Source organism: Synechococcus sp. RedBA-s (assembly GCF_024345495.1).
GTDB lineage: Bacteria > Cyanobacteriota > Cyanobacteriia > PCC-6307 > Cyanobiaceae > Regnicoccus_A.
The window spans coordinates 1-19,694 of sequence record NZ_JAGQBF010000014.1 but is presented as its reverse complement, the minus strand read 5'-3'; the positions used below and the strand labels follow the sequence as shown (position 1 = coordinate 19,694).

Here is a 19,694-nt window from a genome sequence, read left to right as displayed (position 1 = left end):
TGCTTGTGCCCAGCTCCGATCTAATGAACGCCGGTCCATCGGCCACCGATCCAGCCGGCAGTGAGGCACGACCGCCTGCACCCGCTGTCCTGCTCGAGCGGCTGGCGGGGGTGGCCGGGATGGGGCATGGTCAGCGCCGACTCGTGCTGCTGCTCAGCCAGCTGGGGGATTTCGACAGCCTCGAATACGCCCAGGCCCTGGTCCCGTTCCTGCCGCAGCTGGAGTCTGCCGGCATCGCCGTGCTGTCGATCGGCATCGGCGACGAGGCGGGCCGCCAACGCTTCTGCGCCTTCACGGGGTTTCCACTCGACTACCTCGGGGTGGATGCCGAACCCCAGCTGCATCGGGCCCTGGGGCTCTACGAGGGCCTCCGGCAGATCGGCGGGCCGTGGCCGAACCTGCTGCTGATGTGCGCCGGCATCGGTTCACCCGGCACCCTGGCTGAGGTACTGCGTGGCTACACGGGCGATCGCAGCGCTCCGCAGCGGATCGCCGACGAGGAGACCATCCAGGCGGGACCCCTGCCACCGATCAAGGGGTCGTTCTTCGCCAGGGCGGGCGGAACCGGGTTCCAGCGTCCCTTCGAGCTGGCCACGGTTCGCCTGCGCAACATGAGCGAAGTGCTGGGCCACTGGCGCACCTACGTGCCGCGCGACGACTTCCTCACCCAGCGGGGCGGGACCTTCCTGCTCGAGGCCGACGACACGCTGCTTTACAGCTACCGGGACCTCGGCATCCTCGGCTTCTCGGCGACCATGGCAAGGCCACTCAGCTTCCTGGATCCATTTCTCAGTTGATGGTTCTGCTCAACGGTCCGGCCTCGCCTGTGCTGATGACCATCGACCTGTTGCACCTGCCTGGCGCACACAGGAACGGCGAAGTCATCGTGCACGTCGACTCAGCCGACGTGATTCAAGCTGGTGATGTAACGATGGGGCCTGTCCAGAAAAGCCAGTCCACCTCAGCCTGCGTTTCAGCATGGTCCACGCCGTCTGATCGTATGGAACATTCGAACCTGGCAGGGTCTGAATCATCCCAATCCCACCATTTTAGCGAAGGTGGTGCACGCACTACTGCCAGAAGGGCATGATGATCTGGACTCTCTGACTTGATCTACACCACAAGTACGGCATGTAACGGTAAAATATCGCTTCTGATGGACACGACTTCTGACGATGACACGGCATGAGCCCGATCATGGCCAAGTCGGTGGGGCGGGACAAGTTGATCGGCCGATCGAACTGGAACACGGATTTTATCGTCGATAAGCTCTTCACCGGCTTCAAGTTTTTCTTCACCGCCAACTCCTCCGACGCCGGCGCCCTCGGGTTCAGCTATCGCATCTCCGTCCAGGACTGCCTCCCCTAAAGGTGAAGACCCTGGATCTGCCGCCCGACCCCTCAGCCGCCCTGGTGGGCTTCATGGTCAACAGCCAGAGCCTGGGCAAGGCTTCCTTCACCGGTCTCGATGGCCGCTGATCGCTGATCAGCTGAGATCAGCCGGAATCAGCTCAGATACCAGGCCAGCACAGCTCCCAGCTGGCCGACGATTCCTTTGCCTGTGAGCCACTCGCCGAGGATGGCGGCGCTGAACCCAAGCATCGCCACGCGGCCGTTGAGCAGCTCCACCCCAGCCAGGGCGGTGGTGTTCCAGGGGCGGTTGGTGGTGAGCCCTTCGCCGAATTTCTCCACCGGCTCGTAGCGGAAGTTGTCGCTGCTCATAGCTGGTGGCTCATCGGTGACGCGTTGGAACTGATCGTTTTCGCCAGTGCAGATGCTGGCGAAAGGCAGCCTATGGGTTGGCCGCGGACGCCGCCGGCCTCAGCAGGCCTGCAACAGCAGCAGCAGGCGATTGTCCTCAGGATCAGCGATCCAGGCCTCGGCGCCGAAGGAGTCGAGCCGGGGGGGCTCCCGGGCCGTGGCCCCCAGAGCCAGGGCCTGCGCCACCCAGGCCTGCAGCTGCTGCAGGCAATCCTCGGCGGAGGCGGAGCTGGAGCGTTGCAGGCAGAGGGCCAGGCGACCTGGGCTGCGGGGCTGCGGCCGCTGCGATGACGGGGCATAGATCTCGAGGCGGCCGCCGCCGGGCCAGGCCAGCCTCCAGTGGCTGGAGCCAAGGCCCTGCCGGGCTTCGCTGCCGAGCAGGGCGGCGTAGAACCCGGCCAGGCGATCGGGCTGATCGGCCGCCAGCACCAGGGTGGTGTGGGTCTGGGCGGTGGACATGCCGGTCATGGTGTCTGGGGGGGCCACTCTGGGCGGGCAGAGGCAGCATGGGGACACAGCGGAGTGATCCAGCCATGGCCCCATCCCTCACCCGACGTCAGCTGCTCGGCCTCGGGGGCCTGGCCCTGGGGGGGGCGGCCCTGGGCAGATGGCAGCGGGCTCAGGCGGCCCCAGCGGCGGCGCTGGCCGCGGGCACGGTCGCAGGCGCAGGCGCAGGCGCAGGCGGTCTGAGGCTTCCGGACCGCGGCGACCGGCGGCTGGTGTTGATCAGTGATCTCAATGCCAGCTACGGCTCCACCAGCTACATCCCCGAGGTGGGCCAGGGGATCGCGCTGATCCCCTCCCTGCACCCGGATCTGGTGGTCTGCGCCGGCGACATGGTGGCCGGCCAGAAGACCAGCCTGAGCACCGCCCAGCTGCAGGCCATGTGGGCCGGCTTCGATCGCCAGGTGCTCAGGCCCCTGCGCCGCGCGGGCCTGCCTTTCGCTCCAGCGATGGGCAACCACGACGCCTCCAGCAGCAGGGCGGGCGGCGGCTATGTCTTCGAACGGGAGCGGCAGGAAGCCAGCCGCTACTGGCGCCGCCAGCAGGCTGACCTCGGCCTCAGCTTCGTCGACGCCTCCGGCTTTCCCTTCTTCTATTCCGTGCTGCAGGACGAGATGTTTCTGCTGGTGCTCGATGCCTCCTCCGCTCAGATCCCAGCGGACCAGCTGCGCTGGGCCGAGCGAAGCCTGGCGAGCGCTGGGGCCCAGGGCGCCCAGCGGCGTCTGGTGGTGGGCCACCTGCCGCTGCTGGGGGTGGCCCAGGGGCGCGACACCGCCGGCAATGTGCTGGCCCAGAGCCAGGAGCTGCGTCAACTGCTGGAGCGCCAGAGGGTGGAGGCCTACATCAGCGGCCACCAGCACGCCTACTACCCCGGACGGCTTGGCCAACTCGATCTTATCCAGCTGGGTGCCCTCGGCAGCGGACCCCGGAAGCTGCTGGGGCAAAGCGCGGCACCGTTCCAGACCCTCACCGTGCTGGATTACGACTGGAGCAGCGGCCGTCGCCGGGACAGCACGGTCAACATGCGCAGCAAACAACTGCTGGATCCAGCAGGGCTGCCGCAGAGCCTTAGCGACAGCCGCGGCCGCACCCAGGTGCGCCGCTCCGCCGTTACAAGAGGTTGATGCGGTAGAGCACCTCTTCGAGGGCATCGGCCGCCAGCACCCCGACCTGGCGCTGGGGATGTTCCGGGGTGCAGCAGCTGGCCAGGGGCGTCAGCAGCGTGGAGGGTCGGGCGTGGCAGAACTGCACCACGCTCAGCCGCTCCTGGATGGAATCGGGCGGCGCCACCACCCGGTGCAGGCCGGCGGGGATCTGGCCGTTGCTGAGCCTCTCCAGCATCAGGCCGCTGTTGATGATCACCTGGCCCTCGGGCGGCAGCGCCGGCACCCAGCTGCCGTCCACCTCCACCTCCAGGCCGGCGCCGGTGGCCCTGGGCAGGGCGGTGATCAGGTTGATGTCGCCGTGGGCGGCGGCCCAGAGGTGGCCGGGGCCAGGGGCCGCCGCCATGGGCGGGTAGCGGATGGCGCGGCTGAGGGTGGGGGCCTCGCTGACCATCTCCTCAAAGAACCCCTCGGCCGCCCCCAGGCCCAGGGCGATCACCCGCAGGACGCGCCGCTGCAGATCAGCCAGCGCCGCATGGAAGCTCAGCAGCACCTCGGTGATGCCGGGCACCACCGCTTCGGGCAGCAGCGGCTCGGGGTAGAGCAGCGGAAAGCGGCGGCGCAGGGGGTGGGCGGCCGGGATCGGCGACGACCAATTGAGCATCTCCTTCCAGTCGGCCCTCTCGCTGCCGGCGGCGGTTTCCACCAGCAGGCCGGTGTAGCCCGTCTGGCCGGAGGCCCCGGTGGCCGTGAAGCGACCTTTGCTCTCGGCCTCGAGGGCAAAGAAGCGCGCCAGCAGCGCGTAGGCCGAATCGAGCAGATCAGTGGAGAGATCGCTGCTGGTGTAAAGGAAGCCGGTGGCCAGGCTGCGCCTCACCCCATCCACTACCGCCCGTCGGCGCCGTTCGTCACCCCGCTCGAAGGCCAGCAGATCGACATCGAGGATCGAGGGCTCCATCGGCGCAAGCTACGCCTCACCGCTCGGATCCTGCAGGAACAGCTCGGCGCTGGAAGCCACGGCCGGCGCGGCCTCGCCGCGGCTGAAGGCCAGCCAGCGGAAATCGCCGAGGGCGGCGGGATCCACCAGGCGCAGCAGGGCCTCGCGCCGGGCCAGCCGATCGGCCAACGGGCCCGGCTGCTGTAGGCCGTGCAGGCGCTGGGCCAGCCCCAGGGCCAGCAGGGCTTCCCCCTGGCGGCGCTGGCCCAGGAAGCTCCAGCCCGCCGCCTCGGCGGCCTCCAGCACGCTCTCGATGCAGAGGTGGGCGGTGAGGTCCCACTGGCCGGGCTCCTGCAGCGGATCGGCGCTGGCCCGCTGGGCGCGGTAGGCCATCAAGGTGCCATTGCTGCGCTGGGGGGCGTAGTAGCGCCAGGCCTCGTGGGCGTAGTCGATCACCAGCAGGCGGCCGTGTGCCACAGCGGCGGCGCAGGCCGCCAGCCAGGGGGCCAGCCCGGGGTGGAGTTCGCTGCACCAGCCCTCGGGGCGCCGTGGATGGAGGGGCAGCAGCCCGAGGGGCTCCAGTCGCGCCTGATCCTCCGGCTCCAGAAGTTCGCCGGGCTCCAGCCGCAACGCCCCCTGCTGGAGCGTCACCTGCTGGCGGCGCCAGTGCTCCCCACAGCGCTCAATCCGCTCCACCGCCAGGGCATCGAGCACCTCATGGGCCAGCACCACACCGTTGAGCGGAGCGGCGGCCATCTCCTCAAAGCTGCTCCAGCGCAGCGGCAGCGGGCAGCCCTGGAGGCGCTGGCGCTGGCGAGCCGCCATGCCGGCGTTGGGCTCCACCAGCACCAGCTCCAGCCGCTGGGCCAGCCGGGGCCAGCCGGCGGCCAGGTCCTCGGCCAGCTGGGCCGCCAGGCTGCCCTCTCCGGGGCCGGTCTCTACCAGGCTGAGGCGGCCGCCCGGCAGATCCTCCAGCCAGCGGGCGAGCTGGGGGGCCAGCAGGGCCGCGAACTCCGGGCCCAGCGATGGGGCGGTGGCGAAATCACCGCCGGGACCGATGCTGAGGCGGCCGGCGCCGTAGGCGCCGTGATGGGGGTCGTGAAGCACCCACTCCATGTAGGTGCGAAAGGGCACGCTGCCACCGAACTGGAGCAGGCGCTCATGGAGCCAGGCGGGCAGGGACACGGCCGGGCGGCAGCTCAGGGAGAATGCAGGGCCACTGAAGCAGCCGCATGGCCCCTGGCGCCAGATCTCTCCTCCGCTCCATCCTTGCCGGTCTGGTCGCTCTGGTGCTACTGCTGGCGCCGCTGGGGGGAGCAGCGGGCGGGATGGCCCAGGCCGCCGACAATCCCTCGCTGCTGCCGGATCACCCCACCCCCGTGATCGATTTGGCCCGGGCGCTCACCGATGGCCAGCGCGCCAGCCTGGAGGAGCACCTGGAGGCGTTCGAGGCCAGCAGTGGCTGGAAGCTGCGGGTGCTCACCCAGTACGAGCGCACCCCTGGCCTGGCGGTGAAGCAGTTCTGGGGTCTGGATGAGCGCAGCCTGCTGCTGGTGGCCGATCCCCGCGGCGGCAACCTGCTTAATTTCAATGTGGGCGATGCGCTCTTCGCACTGATGCCGCGCACCTTCTGGGTGGAGCTGCAGACCCGCTTCGGCAACCAGTACTACGTGCGAGACCACGGCGAGGACGGCGCAATTGTCGATGCGCTCGCGGCGGTGGAAACCTGCCTGGAGCGCGGCGGCTGCCAGGTGGTGCCGGGCCTGCCCCAGGAGCAGTGGCTGCTTACCTTCTGCACCTCGCTGCTGGGGGGCCTAATCGTGGGTTTCGCCGGCTATCCGCGCAAACAGGGCGATGTTGTGGCCTGGAGCTGGATCCTGCTGCTCTCGCCGCTGTGGGTGATGCTCTTCGTGGTGTTCGGACTGGGGCCGGTGGTGACCCGCACCTCCGATCTGTTGCCGGTGCTGCGTAATGCACTGGGCTTCCTGGGCGGGGCCGTTGGGGCCTACCTCATTGCCCAGAAAACCCTGGGGATTCCCGGCGCCACTGAGGGTTCCGGCGGCGGGTGAACGACACAGCGCCTGGGATCAGCGTCCGGCGCTGGCCTCCTGAAGGGCGCAGCTGAGGCTATCGCCGGTGCAGGCCGGCTTCACCGGAGGGGCGGCCTGGGCGATATCCGTGCGCACGTTGTCGATGGAGCGCAGGCTGGCCAGGTTCGCCTCGTAGAAGGCCCTGAGCTGGCCGTAGCGCTTGACGGGCTGTCCGTAGAAGCTGCTGCCGGCCAGGGTTGGGAAGGAGGCCCATTCCGGCGCCAGCTTGGCGGCCAGTTCAGGGGTGAGCATGCCGCGATCGGCCATGGCCAGGGCGCCACGGCGCTGGATCAGGAAGATGGCGGCCTGATCCTGAACCTGGGGGCCGAAGCCACTGATGCCCAGGACACGGGTGGCCATCGACCAAGTGAAGGGCATGAACTGGTAGGCACCAGCGGCGGCGCTGGCATAGCCCACGGTGCGGTTGACCTGATTGGGGTGGCGATCCAGCGAGGGCATCAGGCTGCCGCCGAACATGATCCGGTAGCCCACGTCTTCGCCGTTGGCCCAAGTGCCCTCGGCAAAGCGGATGGTGTTGAGCAGGGCCCGCCGCTCAGGGGTGATCTCGAAGACAGCGCGCATCCCCGGCAGACCCTGGGGAGTGGCGATCGCCAGCGACTGGGGCTGGCTGGTTGGCGCCGCACCGGGCAGACGAATCTCCTCCCAGGCCGTGGCGTGGGCTGGGGCGCTGAGGGCGAGCACCAGAGCTGGCAGGCAGAAGCGGCTGAGGCGGGAAGCGGTGGCGGGCAACTGATTGATTGGGGGAGAGGACTGGTTGCAGCCACGTTTAAGCCAGGTGGATTCCATTGAGAATCGGCCTGGAGAAACGCTGCTGTGCTGGAGAAAGATTTGAGGGGAAAGTCTTGATCAGTTCGTGACTGCTGATCGGAGCAAGGACTGTGGGTGCTTAGATGAGCTTATAAAGCTGATCAGAAACCCTGATGTATGCAATCAGGCTCGTTGATCAGGGTAGAACTCAAGGGAAACCGTCGAAGCGATGGAAGAATACATCGTGGCGGGATCGGGTTGCACGCCAATGTGTCGAACGAGCCCTTCGTCGGGGATCGTGTTAGTGACAGTCGCACGACCGTCCACCCGTTATCAGAATTGGCCTCGGGGTTCACATCACTGTTCAGGACAGGGATTATTGATGCGAAATCATTGATCGCGCTGATCATCAGTTCTGCTGATTGAGCCCCAGGGCGTGGTAGCCACCGACACCAGATCTCTTGCACTGCAATGCTCCCCAGCGATCTCAGCTGTAGGCGAGCGCCCGGTCTTCCAGCCAGCTGGCCGCCTGCTGGGCCCCGTCCAGCGCCAGGGGGCCCACGCCGGCCGGCCGCAGAGGCTGATCCAGTTGCCAGTCGCCGCAGCGCAGTTGCTCCTGGCTGAGCAACCGGTGGCGGCCATGGCGGCGCAGCGCCTCCTCCAGCACCGGCGCCTCGGCAAAGCCCTGGCGGTGAACCAGATGAATGCCCACATCGTGCGCCAGGGCCTCACAGAAGCTGCTGTATCCAGGCTTGGTGATCAATCGCTCCACCAGCGGCATGAACTCCAGCAGGCGCAATCCCTGGGGCAACTGGCGCACATGGGCTGCCCCCGCGGCCGAGGGATCGGTGCTCACAAACACCCGATCGGGCCAGCGGCGGAAGGGCTCCTCCCCCAACTCGAAGCCCAGCCCACCGAAACTCACCAGCACGCAGCGGCTGCGCTCGGGCAACTCCAGCCGCCGGCGCAGGTCTTCGGCCCGCTGCCGCAGTGGGGCCACGGTGAGGCCCACCCGGATCTCCGGCAGGCCCCAGTTCATGGACATCGAGAAGGGGCAGTGGATCAGGCCCTGGCCCTGGCGGTAAAGCAAGCGGCAGCGCTCAGCCCAGGCCAGGAAGGGGCCGCCCATGGGGCTGTAGATGGCATCCCAACCGAAATTACCCACCCAGATCAGCGGCCAGCCGCCGGCCTGCGCCAGCCGCGCCAGGGCCGGTGGCACATCACCCAGCAGCAGCACCGGTCCGGCCTGGGCCCTGAGCCAGCGGGCCTCTGCGGCGATCTGATCGGGCAGGCGGCGCTCCAGCGCATCGAGGGCCGTGAGGGTGGCGGCGGGGTCAGCGCCGAGGGCATCGGCCTGCACCACCCCCACATCCCAGCCGCAGGGGCGCAGCTCAAAGGACACCTCTCCGAAAACCGTGCGCAGGAATGCCGCCGGCAGGGAGGTGGAGAGCACCAGCCGCCAGCCGGGCTGACGCTGGGCCAGGGCCAGCAGGATGGCGCCGCTGCGGGAGCCGTGGCCATAGCCGTGGCCACTGATGGCGGCGTAGATCAGCACGGCAGCGCTTCGGGTTGATCACCCACCGGCTGGGGCTGGGCCAGGGGCTGCTGGTGCAGCCGCTGCTCGTAGAGCAACCGCCCTGTGTCCGGCTCGTACCAACGGTGGCTGGCGTGGATCAGCTGGCCCTGGTCCAGCTCCACCCAGGAGAGATGGCAGAGCTGCCGCCCCTCCCCATCGACGGCATGGCGCGGCACGAAGGCGGCATTGAGATAGGCGGTGCCGCGGCGATCGATCAGGAAGCTGCGCCGCTCCCCCCGCCCGCGCTTGAGGGCGTGGTGCATGTGCCCGAAGACCACCAGCGGCAGTGGCCGCACGACGCGGATCTGCTCGATCGCCTGGGCGAGGTCCTGGTCGCCCCAGTCACAGGCGGGCGATTTCCAGTCGCGGCCGCAGGGATCGCTGGCGGTGCTGCCCAGCCCACTGGGACCGCAATGGGCGAGGAGCACCAGGGGCAGGCGCGGGTCGGCCGAGAGGGCCGCTGCCGCGATCCGCCCGGCCGACTCCACCAGCTCGACGGGACCCCAGAGGGCCTGCACCGCCCTGGAGAGGTGGTGGCCACCGCCGGCACTGCCGGGCCTGCCACCCACCACCGAAAGGCCGGGGGGATCGAGCTGGCGCAGGGCCCAGCCGCAGTGGCGCTCACCGAGGCAATCGATCTGGCGCTGCAGCTTGTGGCCGCTGTGGTCCTTGCCGGTGTCGTGATTGCCGAGGATGCAGGCCACCGGCAGTGACAGGTCGGCGAGGCTGGCGGCGATGCGCTGCTGACCGTCGCTGAGATCGCCCACCACCAGCAGGGCATCGGGGGCGATCCGGCTGAGCAGGTCCACATCCCGCCGGTCCCATTGGCCGTGCAGATCCCCGGCAATGGCAAGGCGTATGTGGGCCGTGACGACTTCTCCCTTCCCTAGGCTGGAGTCATCCTGCCCCAGTTGAGGTCAAGGTTGGTTTTTGCCGCCCTTGAAGCCCCCACCGTCCCCCACGACCTGCCGGCCGCGATCGACGAGCTGCGCCTGACGCGCAAAGCCGTGATCCTTGCTCACTATTACCAGAGCCCTGAGATCCAGGACGTGGCCGATTTCATCGGCGACTCACTGGAGCTCTCCCGCCAGGCCGCCGGCACTGACGCCGAGGTGATCGTCTTCTGCGGCGTGCACTTCATGGCCGAGACCGCCAAGATCCTCAGCCCCGGCAAAACGGTGCTGCTGCCGGATCTGGAGGCGGGCTGCTCCCTGGCCGATGCCTGCCCCGCCGATGGCTTCGCCGCCTTCCGCGCCGAGCACCCGGAGCACCTGGTGGTGAGCTACATCAACTGCTCGGCGGCGGTGAAGGCCCAGAGCGACCTGATCTGCACCAGCAGCAACGCCGTGCGCCTGGTGCAGCAGCTGCCGCCCGATCGACCGATTCTGTTTGCGCCGGATCAGAACCTGGGCCGCTGGGTGGCACGAGAGAGCGGCCGGGAGCTCACCCTCTGGCCGGGGGGCTGCATCGTCCATGAAACCTTCAGCGAGCAGGCGCTGCTGCGGCTGAAGCTGGAGCACCCGCAGGCCGAGGTGATCGCCCACCCGGAGTGCCTGCCCAACCTGCTGGATCTGGCCGACTTCATCGGCTCCACCAGCCAGCTGCTGGCCCGCGCCGCTAGCAGCGAGGCCCAAAGCTTCCTGGTGCTCACCGAGCCCGGCATCCTCCACCAGATGCGCCTGAAGCTGCCCCACAAAACCTTCCATGAGGTGCCCGGACAGGACGGCTGCAGCTGCAACGCCTGTCCCTACATGCGCCTGAACACCCTGGAGAAGCTGTGGCAGTGCCTGAGCACAATGAGTCCGGCGATCGAGCTCGATGAGGAGCTGCGGGTCAGGGCCCTGGCACCGATCCAGCGGATGCTGGAGTTGAGCCGGTAGGGGAAGCAACGCCCCTTTCGCCACAGTCACGCTGATCTGGATACGGCCATCTCCTGACCCCGTCAGCGCTTCACATCTCCATTCCGCTGAATGTCCAGCAGCTCAGAGAGGAAGGAGGAGAGGCGAAAGGCCGGCTCACCGGGGTAGGTGATGTCGGCGATCCTCCAGGCACCGGAGGGGCCGGCCACCAGCCGGTAGCGCAGGAGCACCGGCGCATCGGCGGGGCGTTTGCCCAGACCCACCTGCACGGCCACCCTGGCCTCAAGGCCGCCCTGATCGGCCGGAGCGCAACCCAGCACCCGTGCCCCGAAGGTACGCACCTGGGTGCCGCTGAAGACATCGAAGTCCACGAAGCGCCCATCGGCAGGGTTGAGCTGGTGGGCCGCCCGCAGCTGTTGATCGAGCCCCGGGGTGAAGCGGCCGCGCTGACTCGAGAGATCGATCGGCCCCCGCTCGTCCTGACGGGCGACCTGCCAGCGGTAGAGGCCATCGAGCTGGTCCACCACGGACGCGGGGCAGGGGGCCGATGCGGCACCAGCATGGTCGGGCAGCAACACCAGCAAAGGCAGCAGGCACAGGGCGCAAGCAGTGAGCCAGCGCGGCAACGAGCTGATGTCCTGCTTTCGCACGGCCATGCAGTCGGAGGTTGGCTGAGTCACGACGGGTGGTGAAGGCCCACGCGCCACACACCGATTCCCTGACGGGGAACGTAAGCGGCCAAGGTGCTGCCATCGCCACTCAGAGCGGAGAGACCCAGTGGTAGGTCGAGAGTGTCCTGGGGCAAGGGCGCAGCCGGCTGAATTCGGAGGGTGTGCAGGACATCTCCGCTCCTGGGGTTTAGAACCTTGAAGGCGCCCCCGGAGCCCACGCCCCCGGAGCCCACGAGGAGGCCCTTGTCCGTCCAGTGAAGCTGCTGCGCCCGGTCCACCGCGTCGAAGGCGTGCGTCTGGCGGGCCGAGGCCAGATCCCAGAGGGAGAGAGGAGGACCCTGGCCGAGAGCGACGGCCAGCTGCCCGCCGTCCGGAGAAAAGGCCAGGGAGAGAATGCCGGCTGGGCTGCCCAGAGCCAGAGTGCTGCTCAGTTTGTTGTCGACGATGTTCCAGACCTGGATCTGATTGTCGTAGAGGCGGCGGGGAAAGGCCAGAAGGCGTCGATCGGCGCTCACGGCGATCGGAAGTTCCCTCCAGTCAAGGGTGGACAGATCAGCTGGAATCGTTCGCAGCAGATGGCCCGTGGCAAGCGCCCAGACCTTGAGACTCTGCGGCTGCGAACTGGGCGCCAGGGCGTCCACCGCGGCCAGGGTGACGAGCCTGCGGTCGGCCATCGGATAGGCCACGGTCGCGCCGTCCAGTCGCAGCCGTGTCTTCCCCTCGGGCAGCGTTCGTACCTGCACCTGCTGCACAGCGGCCGTGATCAACTCCTGTCCATCGGCACTGAAGGCCACGGAGCTCAGAACATCCTGAAGGGTTCGTTGCTCCTCCGGTTTTCCATAGAGGTTGCGGATTCGGCGCCGCTTCTGTGTGGACAACTCCAGGATGTCCAGCTGTTGCTCGCTGTTGCGCACCTGCAGCACGGCCAGCTGATCACCATCCTCGTTGAGGGCCAGATCCAGGGGAGGGCCGTCCTCGCCGCCCGTGAGCCTGGCCACCAGCGGGAACGGACCCGTCGCTGGAGCAGTGCTGAATCCGATGGTCGGCGGCGCCAGGAGAAGAGTGAGCACGAGGGTGCTGATCAGGTAGGCCAGCACGGTGCTGAAAGCCATCACCCGGGGCAGGTTCGGGCGGAGGCGCGCAGCTCCGGCAGCGATCAGTCCAAAAACAGCACCCGTGATGGCACCGGCCGGCACGAAGACCAGGAGCATGAAGCCGAACCAGATGGCCCCGTAGGGCCCGCCGATCAGGGAAGCCGGGTTGGCCTCGATCGGCAGGAGGCCAAACATCAAGGTGCCCAGGAACGATCCCCAGAGGGACGCCCACAACAGACTTCCCCGCGAAGCGCCGTCCTCCTGAGGCTGGAATCCGGATCGCCTCAGCCGTGATCGCCGGATCAGGGCGGCGATCGCGGCGACCACCGCTCCCACGACACTGCCCACCACGAAGCTGACGAGCGTCATGCGCAGCAGCTTCGGCAGCACGATCTGCAGAAGCTTGTCGGCGTCGAACAACGGAGACATCCCAGGAAAGCCGTACTGACGCGCGGTGAATCAATTCTGCTCAAACGTCAGGCCCCTGCTTCTCACGCGCCGACAACTGCAACAGACAACTGCAGCAGACGCTGAGCCGGAGGCCTGGCGAGTATGCGTTTACCACTTCTCTTGGATGGCTCCATCCTTGATGGTCTTGTTCTCCTCCCGAGTGTTCCGCTGCTACTGCTTCGCAGAAGCCTTGAGGCTAGGGAACAGGGACCAGCGTGGCTCGATGATCTGCCGACCACGGGCCTCCAGCCCATGGGATCGCAGGTGCACCTCAAACCGTTCAAAATGCTCATCGATGACACCTGCCTTGCGGAGCCGCTTGCGAAAGAAGGCAATGGTGATGGCATCAGAAATGGTATTCATCACTCCCAGACCAATCCATTGAGCACCAAGGTGGTCTCCATGGCGGTATGGCCGATGCGCTTGTTCCCGTCCACGAAGGGGTGCTGGATCAGGGAAAAGCCCAGGGCTGCTGCTTTCGCCATCAATCCGGGGAAAAGATCAACACCGGCAACGCTCTGGCGGGGCTGGGCCAGAGAGGCTTCCAGCAAGCCCAGATCGCGTAGGCACGCCCTGACTCCACTCTGCTGAATCAGGCAACAGTGCAGCTCCAGTACCTCGGTCAGGTGCGGCCAACGCATCAAGCCAGGCGTCGATAGAGCTCCTGGTTCTTGTCCCGCACGCGTTGCGCGGCAGCATCAAAATCGGCGGACTGGTGAGCCAGCAGATCCCACACAGCTGCAGCGGCCAACACAGCCTCTGGAACCTGGAGCAGTGCAGCAACTTCGCTCAGCGCCTGGGCCTGGTGGTCGCTGAGTTCGATCGCGATCGCCATGGAAGCTTCCACTCACGTTCCAACGATGGCTCCTTCATCTGCTGATGGTGGCTCGCGAAGGTCCAGTAGGACCATGGGGGGTCCGCCCTGCCCATGGCAAGAGAGACGATCGCCGCTTCGTTGATCGAGCTGACGGAGGAAGCGTGGATCCATCAGCGCTGAACGAAAAGCGCAAGCAAGCCAGATACCAGGCCAAGGAGATGCAGGGCGAGCGGAATGGGCTCGCCAGGGGGATAGGACTTAAGCAGGAGCGTGCGGCCCACAGCTCCTGCTGGGAAAAGAACAGGGCTCCCCCTTGCCGCACGAGGCGGTCGATCTGCACGGGTGACGTGTGCGCCATCATTCCGTTCCAGGGCCAGCGGAAGTCTGAACCTTGCCCCAGGCAGCGGCCCAGCAGCGGCAATCGGCGCACAATGGGAGCGAACGTTTTTCGGTGGACACGCCCGAAAGGCAACGAGGAAAGCCCGATGGGAGTCCGGCGCTGTCCCGCAGCTGGGATGGAGCCCCACCCTCCGGTGTGGTTCCTGAGTCAGAACGCTCGCCGTTTCCTGTTCCCCTCAACCCCGGCGTGGACCGGGATGTTCGATGACTTCACCCTCCAATCCGACCGCCAGGTCCCTGGCCCCGATCGTCTGTTTCTCGCCCCTGGCTGTGGTCCTGGCGGCCCAGCCGCCGGTTCCCTCCATCCCCTGCTTGGCACCGACCATCTGCTGCTATTGATCGCCATGGGGGCTGCCGCCTCCTACATCTCGGGCCAGCTGTAGCTCTGGGCCCTGGCCTGCGTCATCGGCGATGAACACCTTGCTCCACGGCCAGGAGGCGCCCGGTGATCTCACGGCTGCCAGCTGGCGGCTGGGGGCGTTCGCCGGCTCGCTGGTGGTGAGTGGCGGGGCGGCACCTATCTCGTGCTCAGACGCCTGCCGGCCCACTGGACCGCCAAGCTTGCCCGGTGCTTGCTCTGTTCGGCGGCTTCCTGGCGCTCGGACCGATCGGTCTGCTGGTGCGCTGAAGGCGCTGGGTCACGGCTGTGGATGCTCCTGGCAGGGCATCCACAGCGACCCCATGGCATGGACGCCCTCGCAGCCCAGCTCTGTCGCCTTTTGGAGTGCCATCTGCTTGCTCGGGTAGGCGTAGAGATTCGGGCTGCCCCCCTGCTGCCCGTGCTGGTGATGCACCTGCCCGGCTGATCCCCCCAGCCGGTAGGGGCCCATCCCCTCCAGGCCGACCCACCAGACACCCATCACATTGACGCCGGCGATCAGCACGCCCATCCCCACCACGGAGGCGTTGATCACCCCCATGGCCACGGCACCGATGCTGATTACACCCATCGGCACGATGCCGATGCTCACCACGCCCATCGGCACGATGCCGATCGAGATGATCCCGAGGGGGGCGATGCCGATCGAGATGAGCTTGGGTTTGGTACCACAGGCTGAATTGGCCATCAGTGCGCCATCGGGCTGGTGTGAGTGCCGGAGGCATCGCCGTGGCTGGCACAGGGCATCCACATCTCACCCATCTTGTGGGCGCCCTTGCAGTTGAAGTGTTTCGCGGCAGCTTCCGCCTCGGCTTTGGTGGCGAATATCGCCTTGGTGCCACCCTGGGCGGCCGGATCCGGGGCCGCCATCACAGCAGGGGCACCGCAGAGGAAAGGACCGACGGCTGCAGCAAGGGCCAGCAGAGGGGCAAGGCAACGCATGGGCTCAAAACGAGATCGGCATTGCAGGGATCCTGACCCACACCCACACCCAGTCGGATGCCAACGGGGAACGGATCACTGCGGGGCCAGCGGTCGTAGTCCGGTTTGTAGAGCCACAACCAATCCACCGTCGTGTCGTAGTGGATCGCCAGTTGCTTGAGCGTGTCGCCGCCTGCCGTGGTGATCGGCCCCTGCTGAGCCAGATCCGAATTCACCGCCCGCAACGTCTGCACGGTGGGTGGTGCCGTAGCGCTCGGCGATGAGGTTCAAGCTGTCGCCAGCCTCCAGCACCAGCAACCGGTTGGGCTTGAGCGCAAAATCGATCACCTGACGGCAGACCGTCACCGGGTTCTTGGCGCCCGGGTGTTGCTGCTGCTGGAGCATCAGGCTCAATCCGGCCCTTGGACAGCTCAGAACTGCAGGCGGCCACCATGGCGTTGCGGTGATCACCCGGGGCCGCCGGAGCCTCCATGCCCCAGCCATCAGCAACTGGCCCTCAACGACGGAAGCGCTTCCGGTCTACAGCGCGATCCCTGCTCCGCGGTAGGGCCGCCATTTCCCTTCAGCCTTCTCCGCCACCAGCGGCGTGAGCGTCAGCTTCAGCGGGGTGCCGGCCGCCACGTCGACCCGCAGGGCGGAATAGGCGCGACGCAGGGCGGAGCCCCGGCCGCTGCGGCCGAGGAACAGGCGAGAGCGGGCCACGACACGTTGGCTGCCCGGTGGACCCTCCAGCAGCTCGGACCCCTCCGGCCGCTGGCGGCGCAGGCTGTGGCCGCTGCCGCCGCAGATGGCCCAGGGGATGTGTGCATCGCCGTGGCCGGTGTCGCCGGTGCTGAGGAGCTCCAGGCAGTGGGCGTGGCCGCTGAAGGCGAGATCCAGCAGGGGGCGGCCGGCCGGCCGATCACCGAGGGCGGCGGCGACCCGATCGAGGGCCCGGCGCAGCTGGGCGCGCACCGCCAGGGTCTGGCCCTGGTCCCACTTGCTCACCTCGGTGACGTAGGGGGGATGGTGCAGCACCAGCAGCCGGCCCCGCACCGCCGGGTTGCGCCAGGAGGCGATCAGGGCGTCGGCGAACCAGTCGAGCTGGGCCTCATCGACTGCCCGTGGCCCGCTGGTCAGTTGCTTGTCGATGTCACGGATCTGTTCATCGAGCTGCTCGGCCTTGGTGGCCCGATCGTCGCGGGCATCCTCGTCGCCGCTGAGGGGGCCCAGGGACAGCAGCAGGGCCGCGCGTTCGGCGTCGAGCCGTTGGCGGCGCTCCCGCAGGTCCCCGTTGTCGGTGCCGGCCGGCAGGGGCTGGTTGAAGGTATTGGAGTCGAGGGCGAACACATCGACGCCGGCCCAGCGGAAGGTGTAGTGGCGGTGGGGCAGGCGGGTGAACTGGCCGGGGCGGTAGAGCAGGCAGCGGACCCCGTCGACCGTGGCGCTGCGGGTGCGGGCGAGGTGCTCGCCGAGGTCCGCCTCCGGCACAGCGCCAAGACCATCAAGGAAGGCGCGGGCCCACGCCTGGCCCACGTAGGAACCGTGCCAGCCCACACCCAGATCCAGCCAGGCCCTCAGCAGGCGCCGTGGCGGCGCCGTCAGACCGGCAAGCAGCCCCAGCGGCGCCGGCAGGTCGTAGTAGTCGTGGTTGCCGAGCACCGGTAGGAACGGCACCCGGAAGACAAGCCGGTCGTAGTGCAGCCGCCGCCAGTCCTCGCCGCCCATGATCCACTCGCGGTAGGGGCGGATGAAGTTGTCCGGGTACTGCTCGCTGGAGCCCACCTGGTAGACGACATCACCGGTGTGGAGCAGGAAGCGGGCATCGGCGCCATGGGAGATCAGTTGCTCGGCCACCTGCCGCTGGGGGCTGTCGCGGCGGTGCAGCCCGGTGCCGCTGTCCCCCAGCACAAGGAAGGAGAAAGCCTCGGGCGAATCCGGATTCGCCTCGATCGCCAGGAGGCAGGGATCGATGCCACAGCGGACGATCTCGGGATGGCCCCAGCGAACCCGTTCGGCCATGCGGCTGACCTTGGTGGCGATGCCCGCTTCGGAGGCGAGATTCACGGTGGCGGCAGCGGCGCGAACACGGTGAGGGCGCTGGGCAGGCAGGTGAAGGTCACCGGGTCGGCATCGAGCATTTCGCCGTCGATCACCAGTCGCTGGGGAGGGTCGGTGGTGATCGTGATGTGACTCGCCCGCAGACACAGAAGATCAGGGTGGTTGCTGGGCGACTGCACCACGGCGGAGGTGAGCAGGGAGGCGAGGGCGTTGAGTCCCTGCAGGCGGGTGCTGGGCGAGGCGATCGTGACCTCCAGCAGGCCGTCGTCGGGGATCACCCGCCCGAAGCCCTGGGCCAGCACGGAGGTGGCGGGGGCCACGTTGGCCACGGTGATGGCGACGGCCTGCATTTCGGTGACGGTGCCGTCGATCTCGACGCGGGCTTGGAACGGCTGCTGGCTCACCAGCTGCTGGGCGCCGGCGAGCACGTAGGCGAGCGGACCCAGCATCGTTTTGAGTTCACGGGTGGCGCGATCCACCATCCCGGCCTCGAAGCCGACCCCGGCCAGCAGGGTCATCGGCAGGCCGTTGCAGCGGGCGGCGTCCACGACGTGGGTGTGGCCGGCCAGGATCGTCTCGCAGGCGGCCACCAGGTCGGTGGGGATGTCGAGGGCCGCGGCGAAGGCATTGGCGGTGCCACGGGGGATCACGCCAAGGGGAATGCCGGTGCCGGCCACCGCCCCCGCCACGACCGAGACGGTGCCGTCGCCGCCGCAGGCCACGATCATCACATTGCCGACCTCTCCGGCCGGCCGGGCCTGGAGCAACTCGACAAGTTCCCGGCACTGGTCGCCCGGATCGGTGCCGGGCCCGGTGAGAAGCACCGTCACCAGGAGCTGGGGCTCGAGGATCGAACGGATCAGGGCCAGATCTGCGTTGGCATCCCCCTGGCCGGCCACGGGGTTGAACAGCAGGTAGGCCGAGCGGCCGTGGGCCAGGCCCCGCAGGGCCAGCTCGGCAGTGGCGGCATTGAGGGCCAGGGGCACGGCGGCCAGATCGCAGGCGCGGATCAGCAGCCGGCCATCGGGCGGGGTGCCCGGTGGCGCCTCCGGATCGAGGAAGGCGATCACCGCCGCCACCTCACCCGCCAGCAAACGGGCGGCCAATTGGATGTCGCCCCCCTCGGCGAGCGCCTCGAGCGCCATCACCGGCAGCTGGGCGGTGCGGGGATCGCTGCGGAGCCGCTGGGCCAGTTCGGCGGTGGCGAGCAACGGAAAACCGGAGACGGCCAGGGCCTGGCGGTCGAGCCAGTCGAGCAGCACAGCTTCCCGCGACGGGCTCGCCAGGAGCACCAGGGCGTGGGCCATAGATGGTCATGTCAGGAGGAGCGTTGTCGTCAATAGTCCGTGCACCACCCACCAGCAGCACCTGCTGAAAGCCACCTTGAGGCCAGGCTAATCGACCCACCGCGCTGGAGCGGAGGGGTGTACTGAAGGAGGCGTCGCGTTGGTCGCATGGATGAGGCTCCTGCACCACAGCCGATGGATCGTTAATGGGAGGTATTGCAAGCGCGGCGCTGTCACGGGATGTGGCATCCCAGGTAGATGGACGAGACGGAGATCAATGCCTTCCTGTCCCATCTGTCCACAGTGGGGCAGGTGAGTACTTCCACCAAGAGTCAGGCGCTTTCTGCCCATCTTTATTCTTTGCAGAGAGGTGCTTGGGGGTGATGTGGGCAACCTTGAAGGAGTTGTGCGCGCCTGGTGGCTGATCGTTCGCAGCGGCAATGGCGACAAGGGGCGATTCACCATCGTCCTGCCAGCCTTGTGGAGTTCTGGCGTGAGCACCTCTTTGATGTTCGGGAGCTCCACCGTGCTGACCTGACAGCCGGCCGGGTCGCGTACTGCTGCGCATGGCACTGGCAAGACAGTTTCCGACCCCTGCATCAGAACGAGGCTAGCAAGGAAAGGATATTGCCGCGGGCTCATCGCTGCCCAGCAAGGAAAGATATTATATTTAGTGACTAAACTAAATCGGCGTAGATAACTTTAAGAGGCTGTTGAAAAAGCCTGCGGACGACGGACGATTCTGGGTGAACCCTTCAAATCCATGCAGTTCTGCTCCCCGGAATGACCCGCGGGGAGCTGAGATACTGCTGGAACTGTCTCTCTTTTGAGCCTCACCGCTCTGCGATTGGAGGTCCGAAACGTTTTTCAGCGAACTCTTAAGGGCACCTCGAAAAATCTACGCCGCTCCCTGACAGACTATGAAATATGCTATAGAATTGGTTCAGTTCAACACAGCTGAATGGGACAGCGTGGATTCTGGGATGAGGAGAAGCGCATCCACAGGCTTCGGCAGAAGA

The 19,694-nt window shown here is 67.4% G+C and carries 24 protein-coding genes and 1 riboswitch; of the genes, 7 read left to right on the top strand and 17 right to left on the bottom strand.

The window, feature by feature from the left end; all coding sequences use genetic code 11:
* The first annotated feature begins 119 nt into the window (after window positions 1–119).
* The 3 genes from KBY67_RS07490 to KBY67_RS07480 all read left to right on the top strand — a co-directional run bounded on the left by KBY67_RS07490 (window position 120) and on the right by KBY67_RS07480 (window position 1,368).
* Entirely contained in the window at window positions 120–797 is a 678-nt protein-coding gene (locus tag KBY67_RS07490; protein ID WP_255110445.1) for an AhpC/TSA family protein, read from the top strand.
* Window positions 797–1,090: a hypothetical protein gene (locus KBY67_RS07485; protein ID WP_255110366.1), complete on the top strand. Its 294-nt coding sequence runs from the start codon at window positions 797–799 to the stop codon at window positions 1,088–1,090. The genes KBY67_RS07490 and KBY67_RS07485 overlap by 1 nt, the downstream gene beginning before the upstream one ends.
* Before the next feature lie 107 nt (window positions 1,091–1,197).
* Window positions 1,198–1,368 (top strand): hypothetical protein, encoded by a 171-nt coding sequence (locus tag KBY67_RS07480; RefSeq protein ID WP_255110364.1) that lies wholly within the window; start codon window positions 1,198–1,200, stop codon window positions 1,366–1,368.
* 137 nt (window positions 1,369–1,505) lie between these two features.
* On the opposite strand, the gene KBY67_RS07475 is transcribed toward KBY67_RS07480, so the two are convergent.
* Both KBY67_RS07475 and KBY67_RS07470 read right to left on the bottom strand, forming a co-directional pair.
* Complete coding sequence (locus tag KBY67_RS07475; protein ID WP_255110362.1) at window positions 1,506–1,721, bottom strand: chlorophyll a/b-binding protein; 216 nt, start codon at window positions 1,719–1,721, stop codon at window positions 1,506–1,508.
* 99 nt (window positions 1,722–1,820) lie between these two features.
* Entirely contained in the window at window positions 1,821–2,228 is a 408-nt protein-coding gene (locus KBY67_RS07470) for a VOC family protein (protein WP_315855565.1), read from the bottom strand.
* Between the two features lie 65 nt (window positions 2,229–2,293).
* On the opposite strand from KBY67_RS07470, the gene KBY67_RS07465 reads away from it, so the two are divergent.
* On the top strand, window positions 2,294–3,388 hold the full coding sequence (locus KBY67_RS07465; RefSeq protein ID WP_255110360.1) for a metallophosphoesterase: 1,095 nt from the start codon (window positions 2,294–2,296) through the stop codon (window positions 3,386–3,388).
* On the opposite strand, the gene KBY67_RS07460 is transcribed toward KBY67_RS07465, so the two are convergent.
* Together KBY67_RS07460 and KBY67_RS07455 are read right to left on the bottom strand one after the other, a co-directional pair.
* On the bottom strand, window positions 3,375–4,325 hold the full coding sequence (locus KBY67_RS07460; RefSeq protein WP_255110358.1) for an isopenicillin N synthase family oxygenase: 951 nt from the start codon (window positions 4,323–4,325) through the stop codon (window positions 3,375–3,377). The genes KBY67_RS07465 and KBY67_RS07460 overlap by 14 nt on opposite strands.
* A gap of 9 nt (window positions 4,326–4,334) precedes the next feature.
* Window positions 4,335–5,489: an SAM-dependent methyltransferase gene (locus KBY67_RS07455; RefSeq protein ID WP_255110356.1), complete on the bottom strand. Its 1,155-nt coding sequence runs from the start codon at window positions 5,487–5,489 to the stop codon at window positions 4,335–4,337.
* Window positions 5,490–5,536: 47 nt separating this feature from the next.
* Between KBY67_RS07455 and KBY67_RS07450 the strand changes: the two genes are divergently transcribed.
* Window positions 5,537–6,373 (top strand): TPM domain-containing protein, encoded by an 837-nt coding sequence (locus KBY67_RS07450; protein WP_255110354.1) that lies wholly within the window; start codon window positions 5,537–5,539, stop codon window positions 6,371–6,373.
* Window positions 6,374–6,391: 18 nt separating this feature from the next.
* Here KBY67_RS07450 and KBY67_RS07445 read toward each other — a convergent pair whose 3' ends face one another.
* The 3 genes from KBY67_RS07445 to KBY67_RS07435 all read right to left on the bottom strand — a co-directional run bounded on the left by KBY67_RS07445 (window position 6,392) and on the right by KBY67_RS07435 (window position 9,598).
* Window positions 6,392–7,144 carry a glycoside hydrolase family 104 protein gene (locus KBY67_RS07445; RefSeq protein WP_255110352.1) on the bottom strand — a complete coding sequence of 251 codons (753 nt, stop codon included), beginning with the start codon at window positions 7,142–7,144 and terminating at the stop codon, window positions 6,392–6,394.
* Between the two features lie 505 nt (window positions 7,145–7,649).
* Window positions 7,650–8,717 carry a hypothetical protein gene (locus KBY67_RS07440; protein WP_255110350.1) on the bottom strand — a complete coding sequence of 356 codons (1,068 nt, stop codon included), beginning with the start codon at window positions 8,715–8,717 and terminating at the stop codon, window positions 7,650–7,652.
* On the bottom strand, window positions 8,711–9,598 hold the full coding sequence (locus KBY67_RS07435; protein WP_255110442.1) for a TIGR04168 family protein: 888 nt from the start codon (window positions 9,596–9,598) through the stop codon (window positions 8,711–8,713). Before KBY67_RS07435 ends, KBY67_RS07440 begins: the two co-directional genes overlap by 7 nt.
* 63 nt (window positions 9,599–9,661) lie before the next feature.
* On the opposite strand from KBY67_RS07435, the gene nadA reads away from it, so the two are divergent.
* On the top strand, window positions 9,662–10,618 hold the full coding sequence (gene nadA, locus KBY67_RS07430; protein WP_255110348.1) for a quinolinate synthase NadA: 957 nt from the start codon (window positions 9,662–9,664) through the stop codon (window positions 10,616–10,618).
* Between the two features lie 62 nt (window positions 10,619–10,680).
* Here the strand turns inward: nadA and KBY67_RS07425 are convergent, their stop codons facing one another.
* The 5 genes from KBY67_RS07425 to KBY67_RS07405 all read right to left on the bottom strand — a co-directional run bounded on the left by KBY67_RS07425 (window position 10,681) and on the right by KBY67_RS07405 (window position 13,647).
* On the bottom strand, window positions 10,681–11,277 hold the full coding sequence (locus KBY67_RS07425) for a hypothetical protein (protein ID WP_255110346.1): 597 nt from the start codon (window positions 11,275–11,277) through the stop codon (window positions 10,681–10,683).
* Window positions 11,274–12,791, bottom strand: coding sequence for a WD40 repeat domain-containing protein (locus KBY67_RS07420; protein ID WP_255110344.1), 1,518 nt, complete (start codon window positions 12,789–12,791; stop codon window positions 11,274–11,276). The genes KBY67_RS07425 and KBY67_RS07420 overlap by 4 nt, the downstream gene beginning before the upstream one ends.
* A 192-nt stretch (window positions 12,792–12,983) precedes the next feature.
* On the bottom strand, window positions 12,984–13,175 hold the full coding sequence (locus tag KBY67_RS07415) for a hypothetical protein (RefSeq protein ID WP_255110342.1): 192 nt from the start codon (window positions 13,173–13,175) through the stop codon (window positions 12,984–12,986).
* Window positions 13,175–13,453 carry a type II toxin-antitoxin system death-on-curing family toxin gene (locus KBY67_RS07410; RefSeq protein WP_255110340.1) on the bottom strand — a complete coding sequence of 93 codons (279 nt, stop codon included), beginning with the start codon at window positions 13,451–13,453 and terminating at the stop codon, window positions 13,175–13,177. Before KBY67_RS07410 ends, KBY67_RS07415 begins: the two co-directional genes overlap by 1 nt.
* Window positions 13,453–13,647, bottom strand: a complete 195-nt coding sequence (locus tag KBY67_RS07405; protein WP_255110338.1) for a hypothetical protein — start codon at window positions 13,645–13,647, stop codon at window positions 13,453–13,455. Before KBY67_RS07405 ends, KBY67_RS07410 begins: the two co-directional genes overlap by 1 nt.
* Window positions 13,648–14,061: 414 nt before the next feature.
* Window positions 14,062–14,208: riboswitch (cobalamin riboswitch) on the top strand.
* A gap of 17 nt (window positions 14,209–14,225) precedes the next feature.
* On the opposite strand from KBY67_RS07405, the gene KBY67_RS07400 reads away from it, so the two are divergent.
* The gene (locus KBY67_RS07400; RefSeq protein ID WP_255110336.1) at window positions 14,226–14,411 is read left to right on the top strand and encodes a HupE/UreJ family protein; all 186 of its coding nucleotides are present in this window, start codon (window positions 14,226–14,228) and stop codon (window positions 14,409–14,411) included.
* Between the two features lie 255 nt (window positions 14,412–14,666).
* On the opposite strand, the gene KBY67_RS07395 is transcribed toward KBY67_RS07400, so the two are convergent.
* The 5 genes from KBY67_RS07395 to KBY67_RS07375 all read right to left on the bottom strand — a co-directional run bounded on the left by KBY67_RS07395 (window position 14,667) and on the right by KBY67_RS07375 (window position 18,696).
* Window positions 14,667–15,095, bottom strand: coding sequence for a hypothetical protein (locus tag KBY67_RS07395; RefSeq protein ID WP_255110333.1), 429 nt, complete (start codon window positions 15,093–15,095; stop codon window positions 14,667–14,669).
* Entirely contained in the window at window positions 15,095–15,277 is a 183-nt protein-coding gene (locus KBY67_RS07390; RefSeq protein ID WP_255110331.1) for a DUF3721 domain-containing protein, read from the bottom strand. Before KBY67_RS07390 ends, KBY67_RS07395 begins: the two co-directional genes overlap by 1 nt.
* Window positions 15,277–15,582: a hypothetical protein gene (locus KBY67_RS07385; protein WP_255110329.1), complete on the bottom strand. Its 306-nt coding sequence runs from the start codon at window positions 15,580–15,582 to the stop codon at window positions 15,277–15,279. The genes KBY67_RS07390 and KBY67_RS07385 overlap by 1 nt, the downstream gene beginning before the upstream one ends.
* Window positions 15,583–15,868: 286 nt before the next feature.
* Window positions 15,869–17,395: a metallophosphoesterase gene (locus KBY67_RS07380; protein ID WP_255110327.1), complete on the bottom strand. Its 1,527-nt coding sequence runs from the start codon at window positions 17,393–17,395 to the stop codon at window positions 15,869–15,871.
* Window positions 17,392–18,696 carry a diacylglycerol kinase family protein gene (locus tag KBY67_RS07375; RefSeq protein ID WP_255110324.1) on the bottom strand — a complete coding sequence of 435 codons (1,305 nt, stop codon included), beginning with the start codon at window positions 18,694–18,696 and terminating at the stop codon, window positions 17,392–17,394. The genes KBY67_RS07380 and KBY67_RS07375 overlap by 4 nt, the downstream gene beginning before the upstream one ends.
* Window positions 18,697–19,694 lie beyond the last annotated feature (998 nt).

Coding starts and splice junctions, on each gene's coding strand:
- KBY67_RS07490 (WP_255110445.1), top strand. CDS start 120: ATGGGGCATGGTCAGCGCCGACTCGTGCTGCTGCTCAGCCAGCTGGGG.
- KBY67_RS07485 (WP_255110366.1), top strand. CDS start 797: ATGGTTCTGCTCAACGGTCCGGCCTCGCCTGTGCTGATGACCATCGAC.
- KBY67_RS07480 (WP_255110364.1), top strand. CDS start 1,198: ATGGCCAAGTCGGTGGGGCGGGACAAGTTGATCGGCCGATCGAACTGG.
- KBY67_RS07475 (WP_255110362.1), bottom strand. CDS start 1,721: ATGAGCAGCGACAACTTCCGCTACGAGCCGGTGGAGAAATTCGGCGAA.
- KBY67_RS07470 (WP_315855565.1), bottom strand. CDS start 2,228: ATGACCGGCATGTCCACCGCCCAGACCCACACCACCCTGGTGCTGGCG.
- KBY67_RS07465 (WP_255110360.1), top strand. CDS start 2,294: ATGGCCCCATCCCTCACCCGACGTCAGCTGCTCGGCCTCGGGGGCCTG.
- KBY67_RS07460 (WP_255110358.1), bottom strand. CDS start 4,325: ATGGAGCCCTCGATCCTCGATGTCGATCTGCTGGCCTTCGAGCGGGGT.
- KBY67_RS07450 (WP_255110354.1), top strand. CDS start 5,537: ATGGCCCCTGGCGCCAGATCTCTCCTCCGCTCCATCCTTGCCGGTCTG.
- KBY67_RS07420 (WP_255110344.1), bottom strand. CDS start 12,791: ATGTCTCCGTTGTTCGACGCCGACAAGCTTCTGCAGATCGTGCTGCCG.
- KBY67_RS07415 (WP_255110342.1), bottom strand. CDS start 13,175: ATGAATACCATTTCTGATGCCATCACCATTGCCTTCTTTCGCAAGCGG.
- KBY67_RS07410 (WP_255110340.1), bottom strand. CDS start 13,453: ATGCGTTGGCCGCACCTGACCGAGGTACTGGAGCTGCACTGTTGCCTG.
- KBY67_RS07405 (WP_255110338.1), bottom strand. CDS start 13,647: ATGGCGATCGCGATCGAACTCAGCGACCACCAGGCCCAGGCGCTGAGC.
- KBY67_RS07400 (WP_255110336.1), top strand. CDS start 14,226: ATGTTCGATGACTTCACCCTCCAATCCGACCGCCAGGTCCCTGGCCCC.
- KBY67_RS07395 (WP_255110333.1), bottom strand. CDS start 15,095: ATGGCCAATTCAGCCTGTGGTACCAAACCCAAGCTCATCTCGATCGGC.
- KBY67_RS07390 (WP_255110331.1), bottom strand. CDS start 15,277: ATGGCGGCCCCGGATCCGGCCGCCCAGGGTGGCACCAAGGCGATATTC.
- KBY67_RS07375 (WP_255110324.1), bottom strand. CDS start 18,696: ATGGCCCACGCCCTGGTGCTCCTGGCGAGCCCGTCGCGGGAAGCTGTG.